Here is a 16,716-nt window from a genome sequence, read left to right on the forward strand (position 1 = left end):
CCTCTATGCCTGATGTTGCGTGCAGTGCCTGGCCACCGCCGAGACGGTTCGGGCGAAATACGCCGACGCGGTGATGTCGAACAGTACATCGAAACCGCCCGGCGCGCGGAGGGTAACGGCTTCGATATGGCCGACGCGCGTCTGCGCGATATCTTCGGCGCTGAATTTGGCGGCACGCAGATCGAGTGCGCAAAGCTGGCTCATCGCTTCGGCAATTGCGGGACCGGAAAGCCGCATCCACGCCCAGCCCTCCTCGCGCCAGGATGAATAGCCTTTCGGTCCGCTGTCGCTTTCCCAGACGCTCCGGAGTTCGGCCAGCGCCTCACCGGCATCTTCGCCAAGCAGCAGAACATCCTCATTGCCGAGGCGGAGCACGCGCATGCCGCGGTGGCTGCCGATGCGATTGATCGCGGGCAGGGCAACACCATGCGCGGCGAGCCAGGCCGCGCTGCCGCCGCCCTTCAGGCCGAAACGCGGGCTGGCCGTGAGATCGGTCAGAGCGACGGCGCCGGAAGGCAGTGCCGCACCATGCGCCGCGCCACCAGGCTCGAAGGGAAAGATGGGCATTGCGTCGAGGCCCGCCATCTACATCTCCTGCCGTGCATTGGTCGGGTCGAAGAAGGCGTGCCCAACCACCGGCACTTCGACCAGCGCGCCGTCGCGGCACCTCACCGTCACCCGGCCTCCTTCCGTTGCATCGTCGACATGGACATAGGCCAAAGCGATGGAACAGCCGAGCGTCGGCGAAAAGCCGATCGAGGTGATCTGGCCGACGGGATCGTTGCCGCGCAAAACCAGGCAGCTCTCGCCGGGTATGTCCCTGGCGCCGGCGGGAAACTGCAGGCCGACCAGCTTGCGCGCCTGGCCGAGCCTCGCGCGCATTTCGATGGAGCGCTTGCCGACGAAGAATGGCTTCTTCTTCGACACCGCCCAGCCGAAACCGAGCTCGTCCGGCGTGGTGATCGCGTCGGTATCCTGGCCGATCAGGATATGGCCTTTCTCCAACCGCAGGATGCGCGATGCCTCCAGCCCGTATGGGGTGAGGCCGTGCGGCTTGCCGGCCTCCATCACCGCGTCCCACAGCGCCGGCGCGAGGCTGGACGGGCAATGCAATTCGAAGCTGAGTTCGCCGGTAAAGCCGATCCGCATCACCCGCACCGGCACGCCGGCGACAAGGCCTTCGCGGCCGCTGAGATAGGGGAAGGCCTCGCGGCTGAAATCGATGCTGCTTTCCAGCGCCTCGAGAACCGAACGCGCCTTGGGGCCGGTGACGTTGAGGCCGGAGAATGCACCGGTGAGGTTGAGGACATCGACCTTGAGCCGCCACTGCGCGTTCCAGAACAGCATGTCGGCATAAACGCGCGCGACCGCACCCGTTGTGGCTGTCACATAGAAGCGGTCGTCGGCCATGCGGTAGGCAACGCCATCATCGACCACCGAGCCCATTTCGTTGAGCATCAGGCAATAGCGCACGCGCCCGACCGGCTGGTTGGCATGCGCCATGGTGTAGAGCCGGTCGAGGAATTCGCCGGCATCCGGCCCGCGCAGCTCCAGCTTGCCGAGCGTCGAAACGTCGAGCAGGCCGACACCCTCGCGCACCGCCATGATCTCGTTGCGAACTGCCTTTTGCGCATCCTTGGCATCGCCGTAGAAATAGGGCCGCCACCAAGCGCCGACCGGCTTCATCGCGGCGTTGAGCGCGAGATGCCTGGCGTGCAGCGCCGTGCGCCGTTCCAGCATCTCGTGATGGCCTGCAAGCACGCCGAGTGTCTCCGGGCCGACTGGCGGACGCGCAGTGGTGATGCCGACTTCGGCCACTGTCCGGTCGGTCGCCTCGGCGACGATTCGTGCCGTCGCCAGCGCCGAATGGCGGCCCTGGCTCGGCCCCATGCCGACCGTGGTGAAGCGCTTGACCAGCTCGATCTCGCGGTAGCCGTCCTTGATGGCGTTGTGCAGATCCTTGACCTGCAGATCCTCGTCGAAATCGACGAAGTCGCGACCCTTCGCGTTGGCGATGATCGACTGCACATGGACCGGGCAGGATGGTTTGACTTTGCCGAGGACTGTGTCTTGTACAACCGCATGGCCAAGCCGCTGCAGTGCTAGCGCAGCCGCGCGACGGCCACCGGCAACAGCGCCTTCGAGGCCATGGTCACCGGCGACCGAGCCGGCAAGCTGAATTGGCCCTTGCGCCAGCGTGAGCGTCATCGATCCGCTGACGTCATCGTACCCGACCTTGGCGCCTGCCTGGCAAGGCAGTTGCCACGCCGACACTTCGCCGACCGAAATCGTCAGCAGGTCACATTCGACCCAGCGCCCGCTCACGCGAACGCGGGCAAGATGTCCGCTGCGGCCTTCGGCGGCTTCAACTGTCACGGCCTTCTGGATCGCCACGCCCTTGCCGTGCAGCTCGGCTTCCAGCGGGCCTGGCAGGCCGCCGGATCGCGGATCGACGACCAGCATGACCGAGACGCCGGCCTCGACCAGATCGAGCGCAACGGCATAGCCTTCGTCACTGCCGGTCAGCACCACGGCCTTTTGTCCAGGGCGCACGCCATAGTGGCGGATCAGCCGCTGCGCCGCGCTGCCCAGCATGATTCCCGGCAGGTCGTTGTTGCGGAAGATGGCCGGCTGTCCGATCGTGCCGGTGGCAAGGATCACCTCGCGCGCCCGTGTGCGATAGAGCCGGTCGCCCTGGATCAGCGGCAGCCAATTGTCCTCGTACCAGCCATTGCAGAGCGTCCCGGTCATCACGCGGAGATTGGGCAGCGTCTTGAGCCGCGCCGTCAGGCCCGCAAGGACTGAGGGATCATGGCGGCCGTAGGTCAGCGATCCGCCGATCTCCGGATTCTCGTCGCAGAGCACGACATCGGCACCCGCTTCGGCAGCAGCGATCGCCGCGTTCAGGCCGGCCGGACCGGCGCCGACGACCAGCACGTCGCAATGAAGATGCGACTTGTCGAAATGCCGTTGTGCGGCCTTGGTGTCGACGATGCCAAGCCCCGCCTTGCGGCGGATGATCGGCTCCCAGAATTTCAGCCAGCTGTCGCGGCGCGGTCCCATGAAGGTGCGGTAGTAGAAACCGACCGGCAGGAAGCGCCCAAACCTGTCGATGATGGCGTCGCGGTCACGCGCCAGCGAGCCGTTGACGTTCTGCGCGCTGACCTGCAAGCCTTCGCTGACCGGCGTCCGGTCTGCGGCGACGTTCGGCTCGGAAGGCAGCTGAACCAGCGTGTTGGCTTCGGCGCCGTTCATACTGAAGACGCCGCGCGGGCGGTGGTATTTGAACGAACGTGACAGCATCCACTGCCCCGAAGCGGCGAGCGCGCTGGCGATGCTGTCCCCGGCAAAGGCCTCGAAGCTCTTGCCCTCGAAGCTGAAGCGCAGCGGGCGCGTCCGGTCGATCCTGATACCGAAAGGGGCGGGCAGGCGGTTCATGATTGGCCGCTGCGTTGTGAGGCGTCGAAGGTGCGGATGATCTCGTTGCTGACTAGATCGCGTTCGGCGAGGAAGAAATAGTTGCTCGGCACATGCCGCCACCACTCGACCACGACACCTCTGCGGTTCTCTGCACGGAACAGATGCCGCGACCAGTCGGCGTCGGCGGTCGCCGCCGGGTCGAGCGTCTCGCGCACCGGCCCGAAAGACTGGAACTCGTCTATGTTGCGCGGGCCGTTCATCGGGCAGGTCATGATCTTCATCGTCAGTGGCTCGCTGCCGTCGCGCCCATTTCATTGAGCAGCTGGAAGGTCTCGAAGCGCTCCAGCGCGAACGGCTTGAGGATGTCGGGCACGCGGCCGGTGGCGATGGTCTCGGCCATGCGTTTGCCGGCGACGGGCGTTGCCTTGAAGCCCCAGGTTCCCCAGCCGCAATCGAGCCACAGATTGTCGAGCGGGCTGGCGCCCATGATCGGACTGTAGTCCGGCGTCATATCGGTAATGCCCGCCCATTGCCGGAGCAGCCGCACACCTTGCAGGAACGGGAAGAGATGCACCGCGCCTTCGGCGAGGTGTTCCTTCATGTCGAGCGTCGAGCGCGTCGAATAGAGCTGGTAGGGATCGGAGCCGCCGCCGATCACCACCTCGCCGCGCGAAGACTGCACGAGATAGGTGTGCAGCGAGACGGAAGAGACCAGCGTGTTCAGCCACGGCTTCAGCGGTTGCGTCACCATCGCCTGCAGCGGATAGCAGCGGATCGGCAGTTCGACGCCGGCCATCAGCGCCACATCGTAGTTCATGCCGCCGGTGGCGATCAGCACCTGGCCGCAGGCGATACGGCCGCGGTTGGTCTTCACCGCTTGCACCCGGTCGCCGACGATTTCAAAACCTTGCACTTCGGTGCGCTGATGGATCTCGACGCCGCGCCGCGACGCCTGCGCGGCATAGCCCCAGGCGACCGCGTCATGCCGCGCGGTGCCGCCATCGGCATGCCAGAGACCGCCGAGGATTTCGAGCGCGCCGCCATAGTCCATGTTGAGCGACGGCACCAGTTCCTGGACCGCCTTCTGGTCGATCACTTCGGTGCGCGTGCCCAGATGCTTGCCCATCTCGGCGCGTGAATGGAAGCTGCGCAATGTCGCTTCCGTATGCGCAAGCGTCAGCTGGCCGCGCTGCGAGAACATGACGTTGAAGTCGAGCTCCTGTGACAGCGTCTCGAACAGCCCCACGCCCTCTTTGTAGAAGGCGATGCCTTGCGCCGTGATGTAGTTGGAGCGGATCGTCGTGGTGTTGCGCGCTGTGTTGCCGCCGGCGAGATAGCCCTTCTCGAGCACCGCGACGCTGGTGATGCCGTGATACTTCGCCAGATGATGCGCGCAGGACAGGCCGTGGCCGCCGCCGCCGATTATGACGACATCGTAGGACGGCTTGAGCGCCGGCGTGGCGGGGATGTCCTCGCTGACCGGATAGTCCCGGCTGAGACCGTATTTCAGTAGCCTGAGCGGCATGTCAGTCTACCACGCCGGCCGCTGGAGGATCTTGCTGATCACGGGAGGATCGTAGAGCAGGCCGGAGAGATCACTGAACCTGCTGTCAGGCTCGGTGAGCGACAGGATGGCGTCGCGGATCGCCATGGCGCGGCCCCGCCCGAGCACGGGTGTCGCGAACTCCAAATATTTGGCCTCGATGTCTCCCGATGTCAGCGGCGCCTCCGGTCCGCCGCGTGCATGGACATCGCCCGAAATCAGCACCCGTCCGTCGGTTGTGGTGATGACGACATCGGCCCAGCGTCCCACCGGGAAGCGAGCGCTGTGGCGTTCCTGCTCTGACACGCTGATGCGGTTCAGCATCTCGGCAACGGCGGCGTCCTCAAGCCCGGCGCCCGAAATATGCTCCAGCCCGATGCGGCCATGCAGGATGAAAGTCGCAACCGCGAAGCGCAGGCTGTACTGCGCTTTCGACGTCGTGTCCGGCATGCCGTCGAATAGCGTCGCGGCATAGTGGAAACTGTTGACCTGGACATGGCCGATATCGGCCGGCGTCAGATGATGTGAAAGCACCAGTCCGCGCGTGGCGTCGATGGCCGCATGCGCCCAGCGGCAGATCGGATAGGGCTTCACATATTGATGCAACGCCTGCCAGAACACGCCAAGGTCCCGCCAATGCGCCGCGACTTCCGGCGCCTCGACGGTGATCGCGGGCGCGCCGGTGAAGCCGCGTTCGGCCAGCACCGCCGCCGACAGGCCGGTCAGCGCGCCGATGCCCGAACCGTCATGCAGCATCGTTGGGGTGGCGATCTCGCGCATCATCTGGCTGCGCGGGCCGTGATACTCGGCAATGCCGAGCGCCTCGCGCAAATGCCCGTCGCTTAGGCGGCGCAGACGCGCCGCCACGGCGGCAACGCCGAGCGCATTCCATGCACCCGACGTGTGGTAGTCCGACACCGTCGCATGCAGCGCGATGCCGGCGCGGCCGGCGACTTCGTAGCCGACGACCAGGGCTGCCAGCGCGTCGGGGCCGCTGAGCTCCGGAAGCTGTTCGGCCAGTGCCGCCAGCGCCGGCACCACCACCACGCCGATATGACCCTTGGTCGGGCTGTAGCCGTCATGGCCGTCGAGATTGTCGATCTGCGTCGCGCAGGCATAGGCGGCACCCGCCAGGGAGACGCGACGGCCGTCGAACAGCATGCGCGCGGAATGCCTGGGGTCGCTCGAATTGTAGAGGAGGGTCGCGGCATCCCTGGCGATCCGGCCGGCCTCAATCGGCCCCGCGGCAATCGCAATTCCAATCGTGTCGAGTAGGAGGTAGCGGGCTTGTTCCAGCACCGCCTGAGGGAAAACCGATGCCGGCCGGCGCAGCACGAAGTCGGCCAAGCGCACGGCAGTCTCAGCGCTTGCGTCCGGCCCTTCACGGCGATGGGGCGACACAGCCACTTGCTCCACTCCCTCTGTCGTCACGCCATCATTAATTTGGGTTCATCGTGCATTCACGCAATTAGTTCAGCGGCTTTGACCAAAAATATCTATGCCATGTCGCATGCGTGCAATTGAACGCCGGCGGCTCCATGGTCTACCTATTCTGGCACAGAGCAGGAGCCGGAGATGAAGCCACCCCCGCCTTTGAACTATATCAGGTCGTTCGAGAGTTCGGCCCGGCATCTCAGTTTCACTATGGCCGCCAAGGAGCTTGGCTACACGCAGGCCGCGGTTAGCACCCATGTCCGCTCGCTCGAACATTACATCGGCCGGCAATTGTTCATCCGCTATCCGCGCAGCCTCAAGCTGACCGAGATGGGCGAGGCGTTCCTGCCGACCCTGCGTCAGGCGCTGGACCAAATCGATCAGGCGACGGAGGCGATCGTGACCTCGTCGCGCAACCGCACCGTTGTCGTCTCCTGTCCGATGAGCCTGGCGGAAAACTGGCTGGCCGGCTGCATGGCCGCCTTCCGCAAGAAGCATCCCGAAATCGAGATCGTGCTGCACGGCACGATCTGGGAAGATCTCAGCGAACAGGTCGCCGACATCACCATTTCGACGCGCCGCTTCGACGATCGCCCACCGGCCGCCATTCCGCTCTGGAATGACGAGCTGGTGCTGCTGTGCGCGCCCGCGCTGCTCGAAGGCGAGCACGCCGTCAAAGCGCCGGAGGATATCCTCAAGGTGGACCGGATCTTCGTGCACGGCCGCCAGGAATACTGGCAGGTCGTTGCCACCGCGCTTGGCGTCGACATGCAGGATTTCGACAAGGGCCTGTCGACGAATGCGTCCAACATCGCGCTGGAACTCGCCGCCATGGGCGCAGGTCTCGTCGCTACCCAGCGTTCGCTCGCCCACGCCTATCTGCGGCGCGGACTGCTCGTCGAGCCGTTTCCGGTCCGGCCGCCCAGCCCGTGGAATTACTACCTGACCGAAACCCATGTCTCCAAGGGCAACATCGCCCGCACGGTGCGCGAATGGATCGTGGCGAGGGCGCAGGAAGACAGCGCCTGACGGATATTCGCCTGCGCTCTCTGACTCCCCGCGAAAAAATTTGACACGCCAATGGCATTGTTTTTTTAGGCCTTGCAAGCCGGTTTTCAGCGGTTTGTGAGCTCTCAAGCCCTTCCGGGATTTTTGCATCGCCTCTAACATTCCCTGCGTAATGGGGAATGAACGGGCGGAAAGCCCAAACCGGAGAAGCAACAATGGCACTTTTCAGGAGCAACGGTGACCGCGTCCCGGCGGTCATCGAAAGCTACGCAGATGAAGTCCGAAGCGGCAGGATGGACCGCCGCGAATTCCTCGCCATGGCGAGCGCGATGGGCGCCTCGACGGCGTTCGCCTATGCAATGGCCGGCCTTCCCACGCCGGCCGAAGCGGCAACGATGGAGCCCGGCAAGAAGGGCGGCATCCTGAAGATGCAGATGATCATCAAGGACATGAAGGATCCGCGCACCTGGGACTGGTCTGAGATGGCCAATGTGCTGCGCCAGTGCAACGACTACATGATCCGCTACACCCAGGACTTCACCTTCGAGGGCCATCTCATCGAAAGCTGGGAAGTCAGTGACGACGCCACCGAATACACGCTGCATGTGCGCAAGGGCGTGAAATGGTCGAACGGCGACGAACTCAACGCCGACGACATCGTCTTCAACATCGAGCGCTGGTGCGACAAGGCGGCCGAAGGAAATTCGATGGCCGGCCGGATGGCCACGCTGATCGATCCTGCGACCAAGAAGGCGATTGCCGGCGCCATCACCAAGGTCGACGACCACACAGTGAAGCTGAAATGCGGCCAGTCCGATGTCACCATCATCCCGGGCTTCGCAGACTATCCGGCCATCATCGTCCACCGCGACTTCGACAAGAACGGCGCCGACATGACCAAGACGCCCGGCACCGGGCCGTATGAACTCATCTCCTACAAGGTCGGCGACTCGGCCTCGGTTCGGCGCCGCAAGGACTTCACCTGGTTCGGCGGTGAAACCTATCTCGATGGTGTCGACTGGACCGACTACGGCACGGACGCTTCCAACCCCGCCATCGCCAGCGCCTTCGAAGCCGGCGAGATCGACTGCAACTACCAGACCGTCGGCGGCACGGTGGATCTCTATGACGGCATGGGCCTGGTCAAGGAATCCGTCGTCACCGCCGGAACGATCGTGCTGCGCACCAACGTCAGCAACAAGCCCTATGACGACAAACGGGTGCGCAACGCCATCCAGCTCGCGGTCGACAACGAGACCGTGCTGAAGCTCGGCTATAGCGGCCTCGGCCAGGTCGCCGAAAACCACCATGTCTGCCCGATCCATCCGGAATATTACGAACTGCCGAAAGTGCCGCGCGATCTCGCCAAGGCCAAGGCGCTGATGACCGAGGCCGGCCAGATGGATCATGAGTTCGAACTCATCTCCTACGATTCGGACTATGTGAAGGACCCGGCCGACGTCGTTGCCGCGCAGATGCGCGAAGCCGGCTTCAAGGTGAAGCGGACGATCATCCCGGGCACCTCGTTCTGGAACGACTGGACGAAATATCCATGGTCGACGACCGAATGGGGCATGCGTCCGCTGGGCGTACAGGTGCTGGCGCTTGCCTATCGCAGCGGCGAAGCCTGGAACGAGTCGGCCTATGCCAATCCCGAGTTCGACAAGAAGCTCAATGCAGCACTCGCCATTCCCGATACGGCCAAGCGCAAGGAGCTGATGAAGGATGTCGAGTTCATCCTCCAGGATTCCGGCGTTCTGGTTCAGTCATTCTGGCGCTCGCTCTACCGTCATCACGCCACCTATGTGAAAAACCTCAAGATGCATCAGACATTCGAACTGCAACTGGACAAGGTCTGGCTCGACAAGGCCTGAACTGTAAGCATCCAGGGGGCGGGCTGATCGCCCCCTGGAGTTTCGCCAAGGCGACGAGAGCGAATTCATTGATCTGGAACAAGACAAGTCGCCGAACACAAAGGGAAGAAATCTCGATATGCGTACCCATGCACAAGCCGTTGTCATCGGCGGCGGCCTGATCGGCTGCTCGATCCTTTATCATTTGGCCAAGCATGGCTGGTCCGATGTGGTGCTGCTCGAGCGCGACGAACTGACATCCGGCTCGACCTGGCACGCCGCCGCCAACATTCATGGCCTGCATGACTCGACCAACATCAGCCGCCTGCAGCACTACACCATGGCGCTCTACAAGGAGCTGGAGACCGAGACCGGCCAGGGCTGCGGCATCTTCCAGCCGGGCTCGCTCTATCTTGCCCAGACCGAGGCGCGCGAGCATCAGCTGCGGCTCCAGGAAGCCAAGGCGCGGCGCTACAAGATGAATTTTTACGAAGTCGCGCGCGACGAGGCGGAGCGGCTGCACCCGCTGGTCGATTTCGACGGCATACGCTGCATCATGTATGAGCCCGACGGCGGCAATGTCGATCCGTCCGGCGTCACCGCCGCCTATGCGGCAGGCGCACGCCAGCGCGGCGCCGAGATCCATCGCTTCACGCCGGTCACCGGCACGGACGCGCGGCCCGACGGCAGCTGGATCGTGCGCACGCCCAAGGGCGACATCCGCACACAATGGGTGGTCAACGCCGCCGGCCTGTGGGGCCGCGAGGTCGCCGCCATGGCCGGCCTGCAACTGCCGCTGATCCCCACCGAGCACCAATATTTCGTCACCGAGACCATCCCCGAAATCGCCGCCATGGGTCGCCGGCTGCCTTCGGTCGCCGATCGCGACGGCGAATATTATCTGCGCCAGGAAGGGCTCGGCCTGCTCATCGGCGCCTATGAGCGCAACATGAAATTCTGGGCGGAAGATGGTACGCCGCTCGACTTCGGCCACGAATTGTTTCCCGACGATCTCGACCGCATCGAGGACAACATGATGCGCGCCATTGCGCGTGTGCCGGCGGTCGGCAAGGCAGGCGTCAAGCGCGTCATCAACGGCCCGATGATCTGGTCGCCCGACAGCGCCGTGTTGTTCGGCCCAGTGCCGGAACTGCAGAACTATTTCTGCTGCAACGGCATCATTCCCGGCTTCTCGCAGTCCGGCGGCATGGGAAAGCTGGCGGCCGAGTGGATGATCGAAGGCGAGCCGTCGCTCGACATGTTCGCCTGGGACATGGCGCGCTTCGGCCATTGGGCCGGCAAGGCCTTCACCAAAGCTCGTGTGCAGGACCAGTACAGCCATCGCTTCAAGATCCATTTCCCCAATGAGGAGCGCGCCGCCGGGCGTCCCGTCCGCACCCGCCCCGCTTACGAGATGCAAAAGCAGATGGGTGCCGTCTTCGGCCTCAATTTCGGTTGGGAGCATCCGCTCTGGTTCGCCGCCGAAGGCGAGCCGCGCGAGGAGACGAACGGTTTCACCAGGCAGAACTGGTGGGGCCCGGTCGGCCGCGAGGCGCGCATGCTGCGCGAACATGCCGGCATCATCGACGTCTCGAACTTCGCCAAATACGAGGTCAAGGGGCCGGGCGCCGAAGCCTGGCTGAATTCGCTGTTCGCCAACCGCATGCCGTCCGAGGTTGGCCGCTCTTGTCTGACGCCGCTGATCGGCAAGCGCGGCGGCATCGCCGGCGACTTCACCGTGACGAAGCTTGGCCAAGACGAGTACATGGTGTTCGGCTCGGGCATGGCCGAGCGTTTTCATCAGCGCTTCTTCAAGGCCGTTCCGTTGCCGGAAGGCACGAGCTTCCGCTCGCGCACCGAGGAGATGGCAGGCTTCAACGTCGCCGGTCCGAAGTCGCGCGAATTGCTGCAGCGGCTGACCAATGCGGACCTGTCCAGCGAGACCTTTCCGTTCATGCGCTCCAAGCGGATCACGGTTGGCGGCGTCGATGTCGTGGCGTTGCGCGTCTCCTTCACCGGCGATCTCGGCTGGGAGCTTTATTGCCCGGCCGCCGACCAGGTTGCACTCTACGGCGCGCTGCTCAACGCCGGCAGCGAGGTCGGCGCCGGGCCGGTCGGTTCGCGCGCACTGATGTCGCTGCGTGTCGAGAAAGGTTACGGCAGCTGGAGCCGCGAATACTCGCCCGAATATTGGCCGCAGGAGGTCAAGTTCGACCGGCTGGTCAAGATGGACAAGGGCGATTTCCTCAACCGCGACGCCTACGCGGCCATCGCCGGAAAGCCGTCGCGCGATCAACTGATCATGCTCTCGATCGCCGCAAAAGATGCCGACGCCACCGGCGGCGAACCGATCTTCCTACCGGACGGCACACCGATCGGCCAGGTCTCCTCAGGCGCGTACGGCTACTTCGTCGAGCAGTCGCTGGCGCTCGGCTATGTCAAGGCCGGCTCCGCCAAGGCAGGCGACAAGGTGTCGGTGGCGATCCTCGGCAGACCGCACGATGCGGTGCTGTTGGGCGAGCCGCCCTTCGATCCCGAAGGCAAACGGCTGCGGGCGTAGGTCTCGCTTCCTTCTATCGACGCAATGCAGATTTCAACGTCCGGAAACAAAGGGGAATCGCATGATCAAACGGCATCTGCTCAGCACCATGTTTGCCCTGGCCCTCACGTCCTCCGCGCTCGCGGCGGACGTCAAGGTCATCAATGACGATGCCTGGTTCGCCGAAGGTCCGATCTGGTACCAGGACAAACTCTTCTACGTTGAATATGGCCGCGGTACCGTGGACGTATGGGACGGCAAGAAGAATGAGATCTTCTGGAAGATGGATGGCTGCGGCCCTTCGGCGGTGGTGCCGACCACGACCGGCGAGTTCCTCGTCACTTGCTACGACAGCAACTCGATCGGCCGCATTTCCGCCGACGGCAAGACGCTGCCGGCCTATGACAAGGACGCGGACGGCAAGCCGTTCGCCGGGCCGAACGACTTTGCGCCCGACACGGATGGCGGCATCTATTTCACCGGGTCGGGCAAGGGCGGTCCGCTCATCGACGCCTCGGCTTACTATATCGGCAAGGACGGCAGCGTGAAGAAAGTCGCCGGCGACCTGCACAATGCCAACGGCCTCGTCATGTCGAATGACGGCAAGATCCTCTATCTGGTCGAGACCGAGGACAACAGGATCATCGAGTTCGATGTCCAGGCCGATCACAGCCTGAGCAACCGGCGTGTCTTTCTGCGCCTCGACGATCTCTTCCCCAACCAGCCGCACATCTGGCCGGACGGCATCAAGATGGACAAGGCGGGAGAGATGTATATCGGCCAGAGCCCGCGCTCGCTGGATGAGCCGGGCAAGATCATCGTCGTCGACAAGGACGCCAAGCTGCTGCGCACGCTTTCGGTGCCGTCGCCATCCATGCCCAACTTCGCCTTCGGTCCGGACGAGAAGGCGCTTTACGTGATGGCGCTCGACCAGATCGACGCGGCACCCTGGCACGGCAAGGTCTACGAAGTTCCGAACAAATAGGCGTTCGCGGCTTTCGCCGGCTCAGCCGCCGAACCGATCCAGCCAATGCTGGGCGAGATCGGAACGGCGGCAGACCCAGATGTCCGGATTGGCTTTGATCTTATCGAGGAAGCGGGCGAGCCCGATCATGCGGCCGGGCCGCGCCGCCAGCCGGCAGTGCAGAGACACCGTCATCATGCGCGGTGTCGTCTGGCCCTCGGCCAGCAGCCAGTCCACCCCGTCGCCGACATAGTCGAAGAACTGGCTGCCTGTCTCCAGGCCGGAGCCGCGCGAAAAACGGCTGTCATTGTTGTCGAAGGAATGCGGCACCACCAGATGCCGCTTGCCATCGACGTCGACGAAATAGGGCAGGTCATCATTGTAGTCATCGCAGTCGAACAGGAAGCCGCCATGCTCGGCCACCAGCCGCCTGGTGTTGAGGCTGGGCCGGCCGGTGTACCAGCCGAGCGGGCGGATGCCGGTGAGCCGCTGCACCGTATCGACGGTCATGGCGATGTGATTGCGCTCCTCCACCTCGCTCAGCGGCGCGTAGTCGATCCAGCGCCAGCCATGGCAGACGATGTCGCTGCCGAGCTCGGCGATCGCCTTGCCGGCGGCCGGGTTGAGTTCCAGCGCCCGCCCGACGACGTAAAAGGTCGGAACGATGCCTTTGTCGCGAAACAGCGAGGCGAGCCGCCAGACGCCGACGCGCGAGCCATATTCGTAGAGCGATTCCATGTTGCGGTTGCGCAGGCCGGGCACCGCCGGCGACACGGCTAGATCCGACAGGATCGTCTCGGAAACACCGTCGCCCTCGTCTATGCTGTACTCAGCACCTTCCTCGTAATTGACGACGATGTTGAGCGCCAGCTTGGCGCCGCCGGGCCACGCGGCGACAGGAGGCTTGTTGCCATAGCCGATGAAGTCACGGGCCGGGACATAGGACATCGCTGAAGTCTCCTCGTGATCGCTAAATCAACCGCCGCGCTGGTCGGTCAGGATGCACAGCGCCCGATCCATCATCTCTTGCGGGCCAACCGTTGCGCGCAGGCATTCGGTCAGGCCGTAGCCGCCGAGGCTGCGCACGATGATGCCGGCGTCGCGCAACACGGTGTCTGCAGCCGCAGCAGCCGCTGCATCGGGGAAGCGGATCAGCACGAAATTCGTCCGGCTTTCGGGAACGTCGTAGCCTGCCGCTCTCAGACCCTGGGCGAAGCCGTCGCGGATCGCGGCGGTGCGAGCCACCGTCTCGCGCATATAGGCCTGGTCCAGCACGGCAGCGACCGCCATTGCGAGGCTCGCAGTGGTGACCTGGTTCGAGTTCTGCAGCTTGCGTATTTCGGCAGCGACCGCAGGCGGGAACAATCCCCAGCCGACGCGTGCGCCGGCCAGCCCATAGGCCTTGGATAGCGTACGCAGTACGACGGTGTCGCCACGCGCGACGAGCGCAAAGATTGGCTGCTGATCCTGGTCGTCGAACTCGCCATAGGCCTGGTCGATGACCAGCAGAATGTCGCCGGGCAAGGCGGCGCGCAGGCGCAAAAGTTCCGCATTGCGGATGCGGGTGCCGGTCGGATTGCCGGGATTGCAGACGAAGACGATCCGCGTCGCCGGCGTGACGGCGGCGAGAATGTTGTCGACGGAAACGACGAAGTCGCACTCCGCCGCAGTGACGTAGACGGCATCGGCGCGCGCCGTGGCGGAGGCCGCGAAATTATAGGCATAGGCGGTGGCGAGCACTTCGTCGCCGGAACCGGCAAATGCCGCGATGGTGCAGCTGATCAGGTCCATCGAGCCGGCGCCGCACAGCATCAACTCGCGCTCAACGCCATAGGCCTGCGCGATCGTTTCGCGCAGCACCGTCCAGTCCGGATCGGGGTAGAGATGGCTGCGCGCAATCGCATCCCGGCCAGCGGCGATCGCGTTGGGGCTTGGCGGAAAAGCGCTTTCGTTCTGAGCCAGCGTCGGCCGGTCATAGCCGCCGAAATTCGCCAGCGCGAAGGCGGACATTGCCTCGACATGAGCGGTGGCTTTCAGCGGCATGCCCGAACAATCCTGATGACGCTCATTTCCCCCGAATTGCCTCTGTCTGACCGGTTTTCCGAACAAGCTACAAGCCGCCCCCGCGTTCACAAGCAAAAACTGGCCGCGCAATGGCCGCGGAATTCTGGCCCTTCGCTCAGCCGCAATCCGGCGACGCTGGCGGCAGTGGTTGCAAAAGGGCCAGCAAGACCCGAAATGTCCGAGACAAACGAGTCCGGAAACGGGAATGCATCCAAGATTGCTCAAGACATTCCTCGCCGTGGCGCGGCACCGCAACATCACCCGCGCATCGCGGGAGGTTCATCTGGCGCAATCGAGCGTCAGCGACCAGATTCAGTCGCTGGAAAGCGAACTCGGCGTCGCCCTGTTCACCCGCTCGCGCCACGGCCTCGACCTGACCGCGGCTGGCGCGGCGCTGAAACCCTATGCGGAAGAGATCCTGCAACTGGCTGACGAGGCGCGAATTGCCGTCGAGGCAACTACGGGAGCGGCTGTCGGGACGGTGACGATCGGCGCGCTGGAGACGATTGCCGCTGTCAAACTTCCGCAATGGCTGGCCGCCTTTCAGAGCGATCATCCGGAGATCGGTCTGCGGCTGAAGATCGCCGGCAGCGACGCTCTGCTGCGCCAGCTGGAAGACGGCGAGATCGACGTCGCCTTCTGCTTCGACAAGGGCGGTCTCGACGAACGCCTGGCCAGGCGCACGATATCGGCCGAGCCGCTGGTCCTTGTCGCGTCCGCCGAAAACGCCGCTGCGGCGAGGCAGGGCGATCTGGCCGCGATGCGTTTCGTGGCGACGGAAGCCGGATGCGTCTACCGGCATCTGTTCGACACGGCCTTCGCCGAGACAGGTGTTGCCGCGCCAAAACTTGCCGCCGAAGTCGGCAGCATTGGCGCCATTGCGGGCCTTGTGGCGAAGGGTGTCGGCATGGGTCTGGTGCCGCGGCTGGCGGTCGCCGAGGCGCTCGATCGCGGCGAGATCGTCGAACTGCCCTGGCCGGGTTCGGCCCGCACGGCGTCACTGGTGATGATCTGGCGCCGCCGGCGGGTGCAGCCGCCGGCGCTGAAACTGCTGCTGGCGGCAGCGAGTGAGACGTTCGCGCCGGTCAGATCAGCCGGTGCCCACCCTCGACATGCAGTATCGTCCCTGTCGTAAAGCCGTTGCCCATCAGGAAGGCGATGGCGTCGGCGATATCGTCAGGTTGACCGATGCGCCCGACCGGCAGCCGCTTGGCCATGGCATCGAGCGTCTCGTCCTTCCTGTCGCCGGCCACAAAACTCCAGATCGGCGTGTCGACCCAGCCCGGTGAGACGGCGTTGACGCGGATCGGCGCCAGTTCGACCGCGAGTGCCCGGACCAGCCCTTCCAGCGCCGCGTTGACCGCGGCGACAACCGAGCCGCGCGCCACCGGCCGGTAGGCGGCAATGCCGGAGGTGAAGGTGATTGAGCCGTTGGCCGAAAGCTGCGGCGCACCGTGCTTGGCCAGCAGCAGCGGTCCATAGAATTTGCTTTCGACAACCCGCTGCGCGGCCTTCAGCTCGATCGCGGGCAGCAATTCATAGGCGCCTTCGATGTCGGCCGCGGTGCTGACGATGTGATCGACGCGGCCGATCTGCCCAAACAGGTCGGCGACCTGATCTTCATCAGCGATATCGGCCGCGATGGCATTCAAACCGACCGGGTTCCGCAACGCCTCGCTCGCCCGCTTCAGCTTGTCTTCGCTGCGCCCAACGATGATCACCTCCGCACCGGCATTGAGGCACCGCACAGCCAGCGCCAACCCCATTCCGGAGCTGCCGCCAACGATGACGATTCTTGATTTTGCGATGTCCGTGTCTGCCATGGTTTCCGTTCCTGAGCTGCGTTGGCCGAGACTTCGCAGACCGGTGGCAGGAGTGGAAACGGAAGAAA

13 protein-coding genes are annotated in these 16,716 nt (G+C 64.3%); 5 read left to right on the forward strand and 8 right to left on the reverse strand.

Going from position 1 to position 16,716, the window contains the following annotated elements:
• Positions 1 to 3: 3 nt before the first annotated feature.
• From AC1DYC_RS29725 to AC1DYC_RS29745, 5 genes are read right to left on the reverse strand one after another with little or no spacing between them, the layout of a single operon-like run.
• Entirely contained in the window at positions 4 to 585 is a 582-nt protein-coding gene (locus AC1DYC_RS29725) for a hypothetical protein (protein ID WP_477411251.1), read from the reverse strand.
• Complete coding sequence (locus tag AC1DYC_RS29730; RefSeq protein WP_477411252.1) at positions 586 to 3,438, reverse strand: 2Fe-2S iron-sulfur cluster-binding protein; 2,853 nt, start codon at positions 3,436 to 3,438, stop codon at positions 586 to 588. It lies immediately after the preceding gene.
• A complete protein-coding gene (locus tag AC1DYC_RS29735; protein ID WP_477411253.1) occupies positions 3,435 to 3,701 on the reverse strand; it encodes a sarcosine oxidase subunit delta in 267 nt (88 codons plus the stop codon). The genes AC1DYC_RS29730 and AC1DYC_RS29735 overlap by 4 nt, the downstream gene beginning before the upstream one ends.
• Before the next feature lie 2 nt (positions 3,702 to 3,703).
• On the reverse strand, positions 3,704 to 4,945 hold the full coding sequence (locus AC1DYC_RS29740) for an FAD-dependent oxidoreductase (RefSeq protein ID WP_477411254.1): 1,242 nt from the start codon (positions 4,943 to 4,945) through the stop codon (positions 3,704 to 3,706).
• Between the two features lie 6 nt (positions 4,946 to 4,951).
• Positions 4,952 to 6,370 (reverse strand): MmgE/PrpD family protein, encoded by a 1,419-nt coding sequence (locus tag AC1DYC_RS29745; protein WP_477411255.1) that lies wholly within the window; start codon positions 6,368 to 6,370, stop codon positions 4,952 to 4,954.
• 168 nt (positions 6,371 to 6,538) lie between these two features.
• Here AC1DYC_RS29745 and AC1DYC_RS29750 point away from each other — a divergent pair, with 168 nt between their 5' ends.
• From AC1DYC_RS29750 to AC1DYC_RS29765, 4 genes are all read left to right on the forward strand, one after another.
• Positions 6,539 to 7,426, forward strand: coding sequence for a LysR substrate-binding domain-containing protein (locus AC1DYC_RS29750; RefSeq protein ID WP_477302125.1), 888 nt, complete (start codon positions 6,539 to 6,541; stop codon positions 7,424 to 7,426).
• A gap of 194 nt (positions 7,427 to 7,620) precedes the next feature.
• Positions 7,621 to 9,279 carry an ABC transporter substrate-binding protein gene (locus AC1DYC_RS29755; protein WP_477411256.1) on the forward strand — a complete coding sequence of 553 codons (1,659 nt, stop codon included), beginning with the start codon at positions 7,621 to 7,623 and terminating at the stop codon, positions 9,277 to 9,279.
• A gap of 118 nt (positions 9,280 to 9,397) precedes the next feature.
• Positions 9,398 to 11,818: a GcvT family protein gene (locus AC1DYC_RS29760; RefSeq protein WP_477411257.1), complete on the forward strand. Its 2,421-nt coding sequence runs from the start codon at positions 9,398 to 9,400 to the stop codon at positions 11,816 to 11,818.
• A 61-nt stretch (positions 11,819 to 11,879) separates the two neighbouring features.
• Entirely contained in the window at positions 11,880 to 12,782 is a 903-nt protein-coding gene (locus tag AC1DYC_RS29765) for an SMP-30/gluconolactonase/LRE family protein (RefSeq protein WP_477411258.1), read from the forward strand.
• A 21-nt stretch (positions 12,783 to 12,803) separates the two neighbouring features.
• Here AC1DYC_RS29765 and AC1DYC_RS29770 read toward each other — a convergent pair whose 3' ends face one another.
• Positions 12,804 to 13,709: an allantoinase PuuE gene (locus tag AC1DYC_RS29770; RefSeq protein WP_477411259.1), complete on the reverse strand. Its 906-nt coding sequence runs from the start codon at positions 13,707 to 13,709 to the stop codon at positions 12,804 to 12,806.
• Between the two features lie 27 nt (positions 13,710 to 13,736).
• Complete coding sequence (locus tag AC1DYC_RS29775) at positions 13,737 to 14,804, reverse strand: pyridoxal phosphate-dependent aminotransferase (RefSeq protein WP_477411260.1); 1,068 nt, start codon at positions 14,802 to 14,804, stop codon at positions 13,737 to 13,739.
• 226 nt (positions 14,805 to 15,030) lie between these two features.
• Here AC1DYC_RS29775 and AC1DYC_RS29780 point away from each other — a divergent pair, with 226 nt between their 5' ends.
• A complete protein-coding gene (locus AC1DYC_RS29780) occupies positions 15,031 to 15,960 on the forward strand; it encodes a LysR family transcriptional regulator (RefSeq protein WP_477411261.1) in 930 nt (309 codons plus the stop codon).
• On the opposite strand, the gene AC1DYC_RS29785 is transcribed toward AC1DYC_RS29780, so the two are convergent.
• Entirely contained in the window at positions 15,911 to 16,648 is a 738-nt protein-coding gene (locus AC1DYC_RS29785; protein ID WP_477411262.1) for an SDR family oxidoreductase, read from the reverse strand. The two genes, AC1DYC_RS29780 and AC1DYC_RS29785, sit on opposite strands and share 50 nt — an antisense overlap.
• Between the last annotated feature and the right edge of the window lie 68 nt (positions 16,649 to 16,716).

The organism is Mesorhizobium sp. P2_E7, assembly GCF_056403855.1.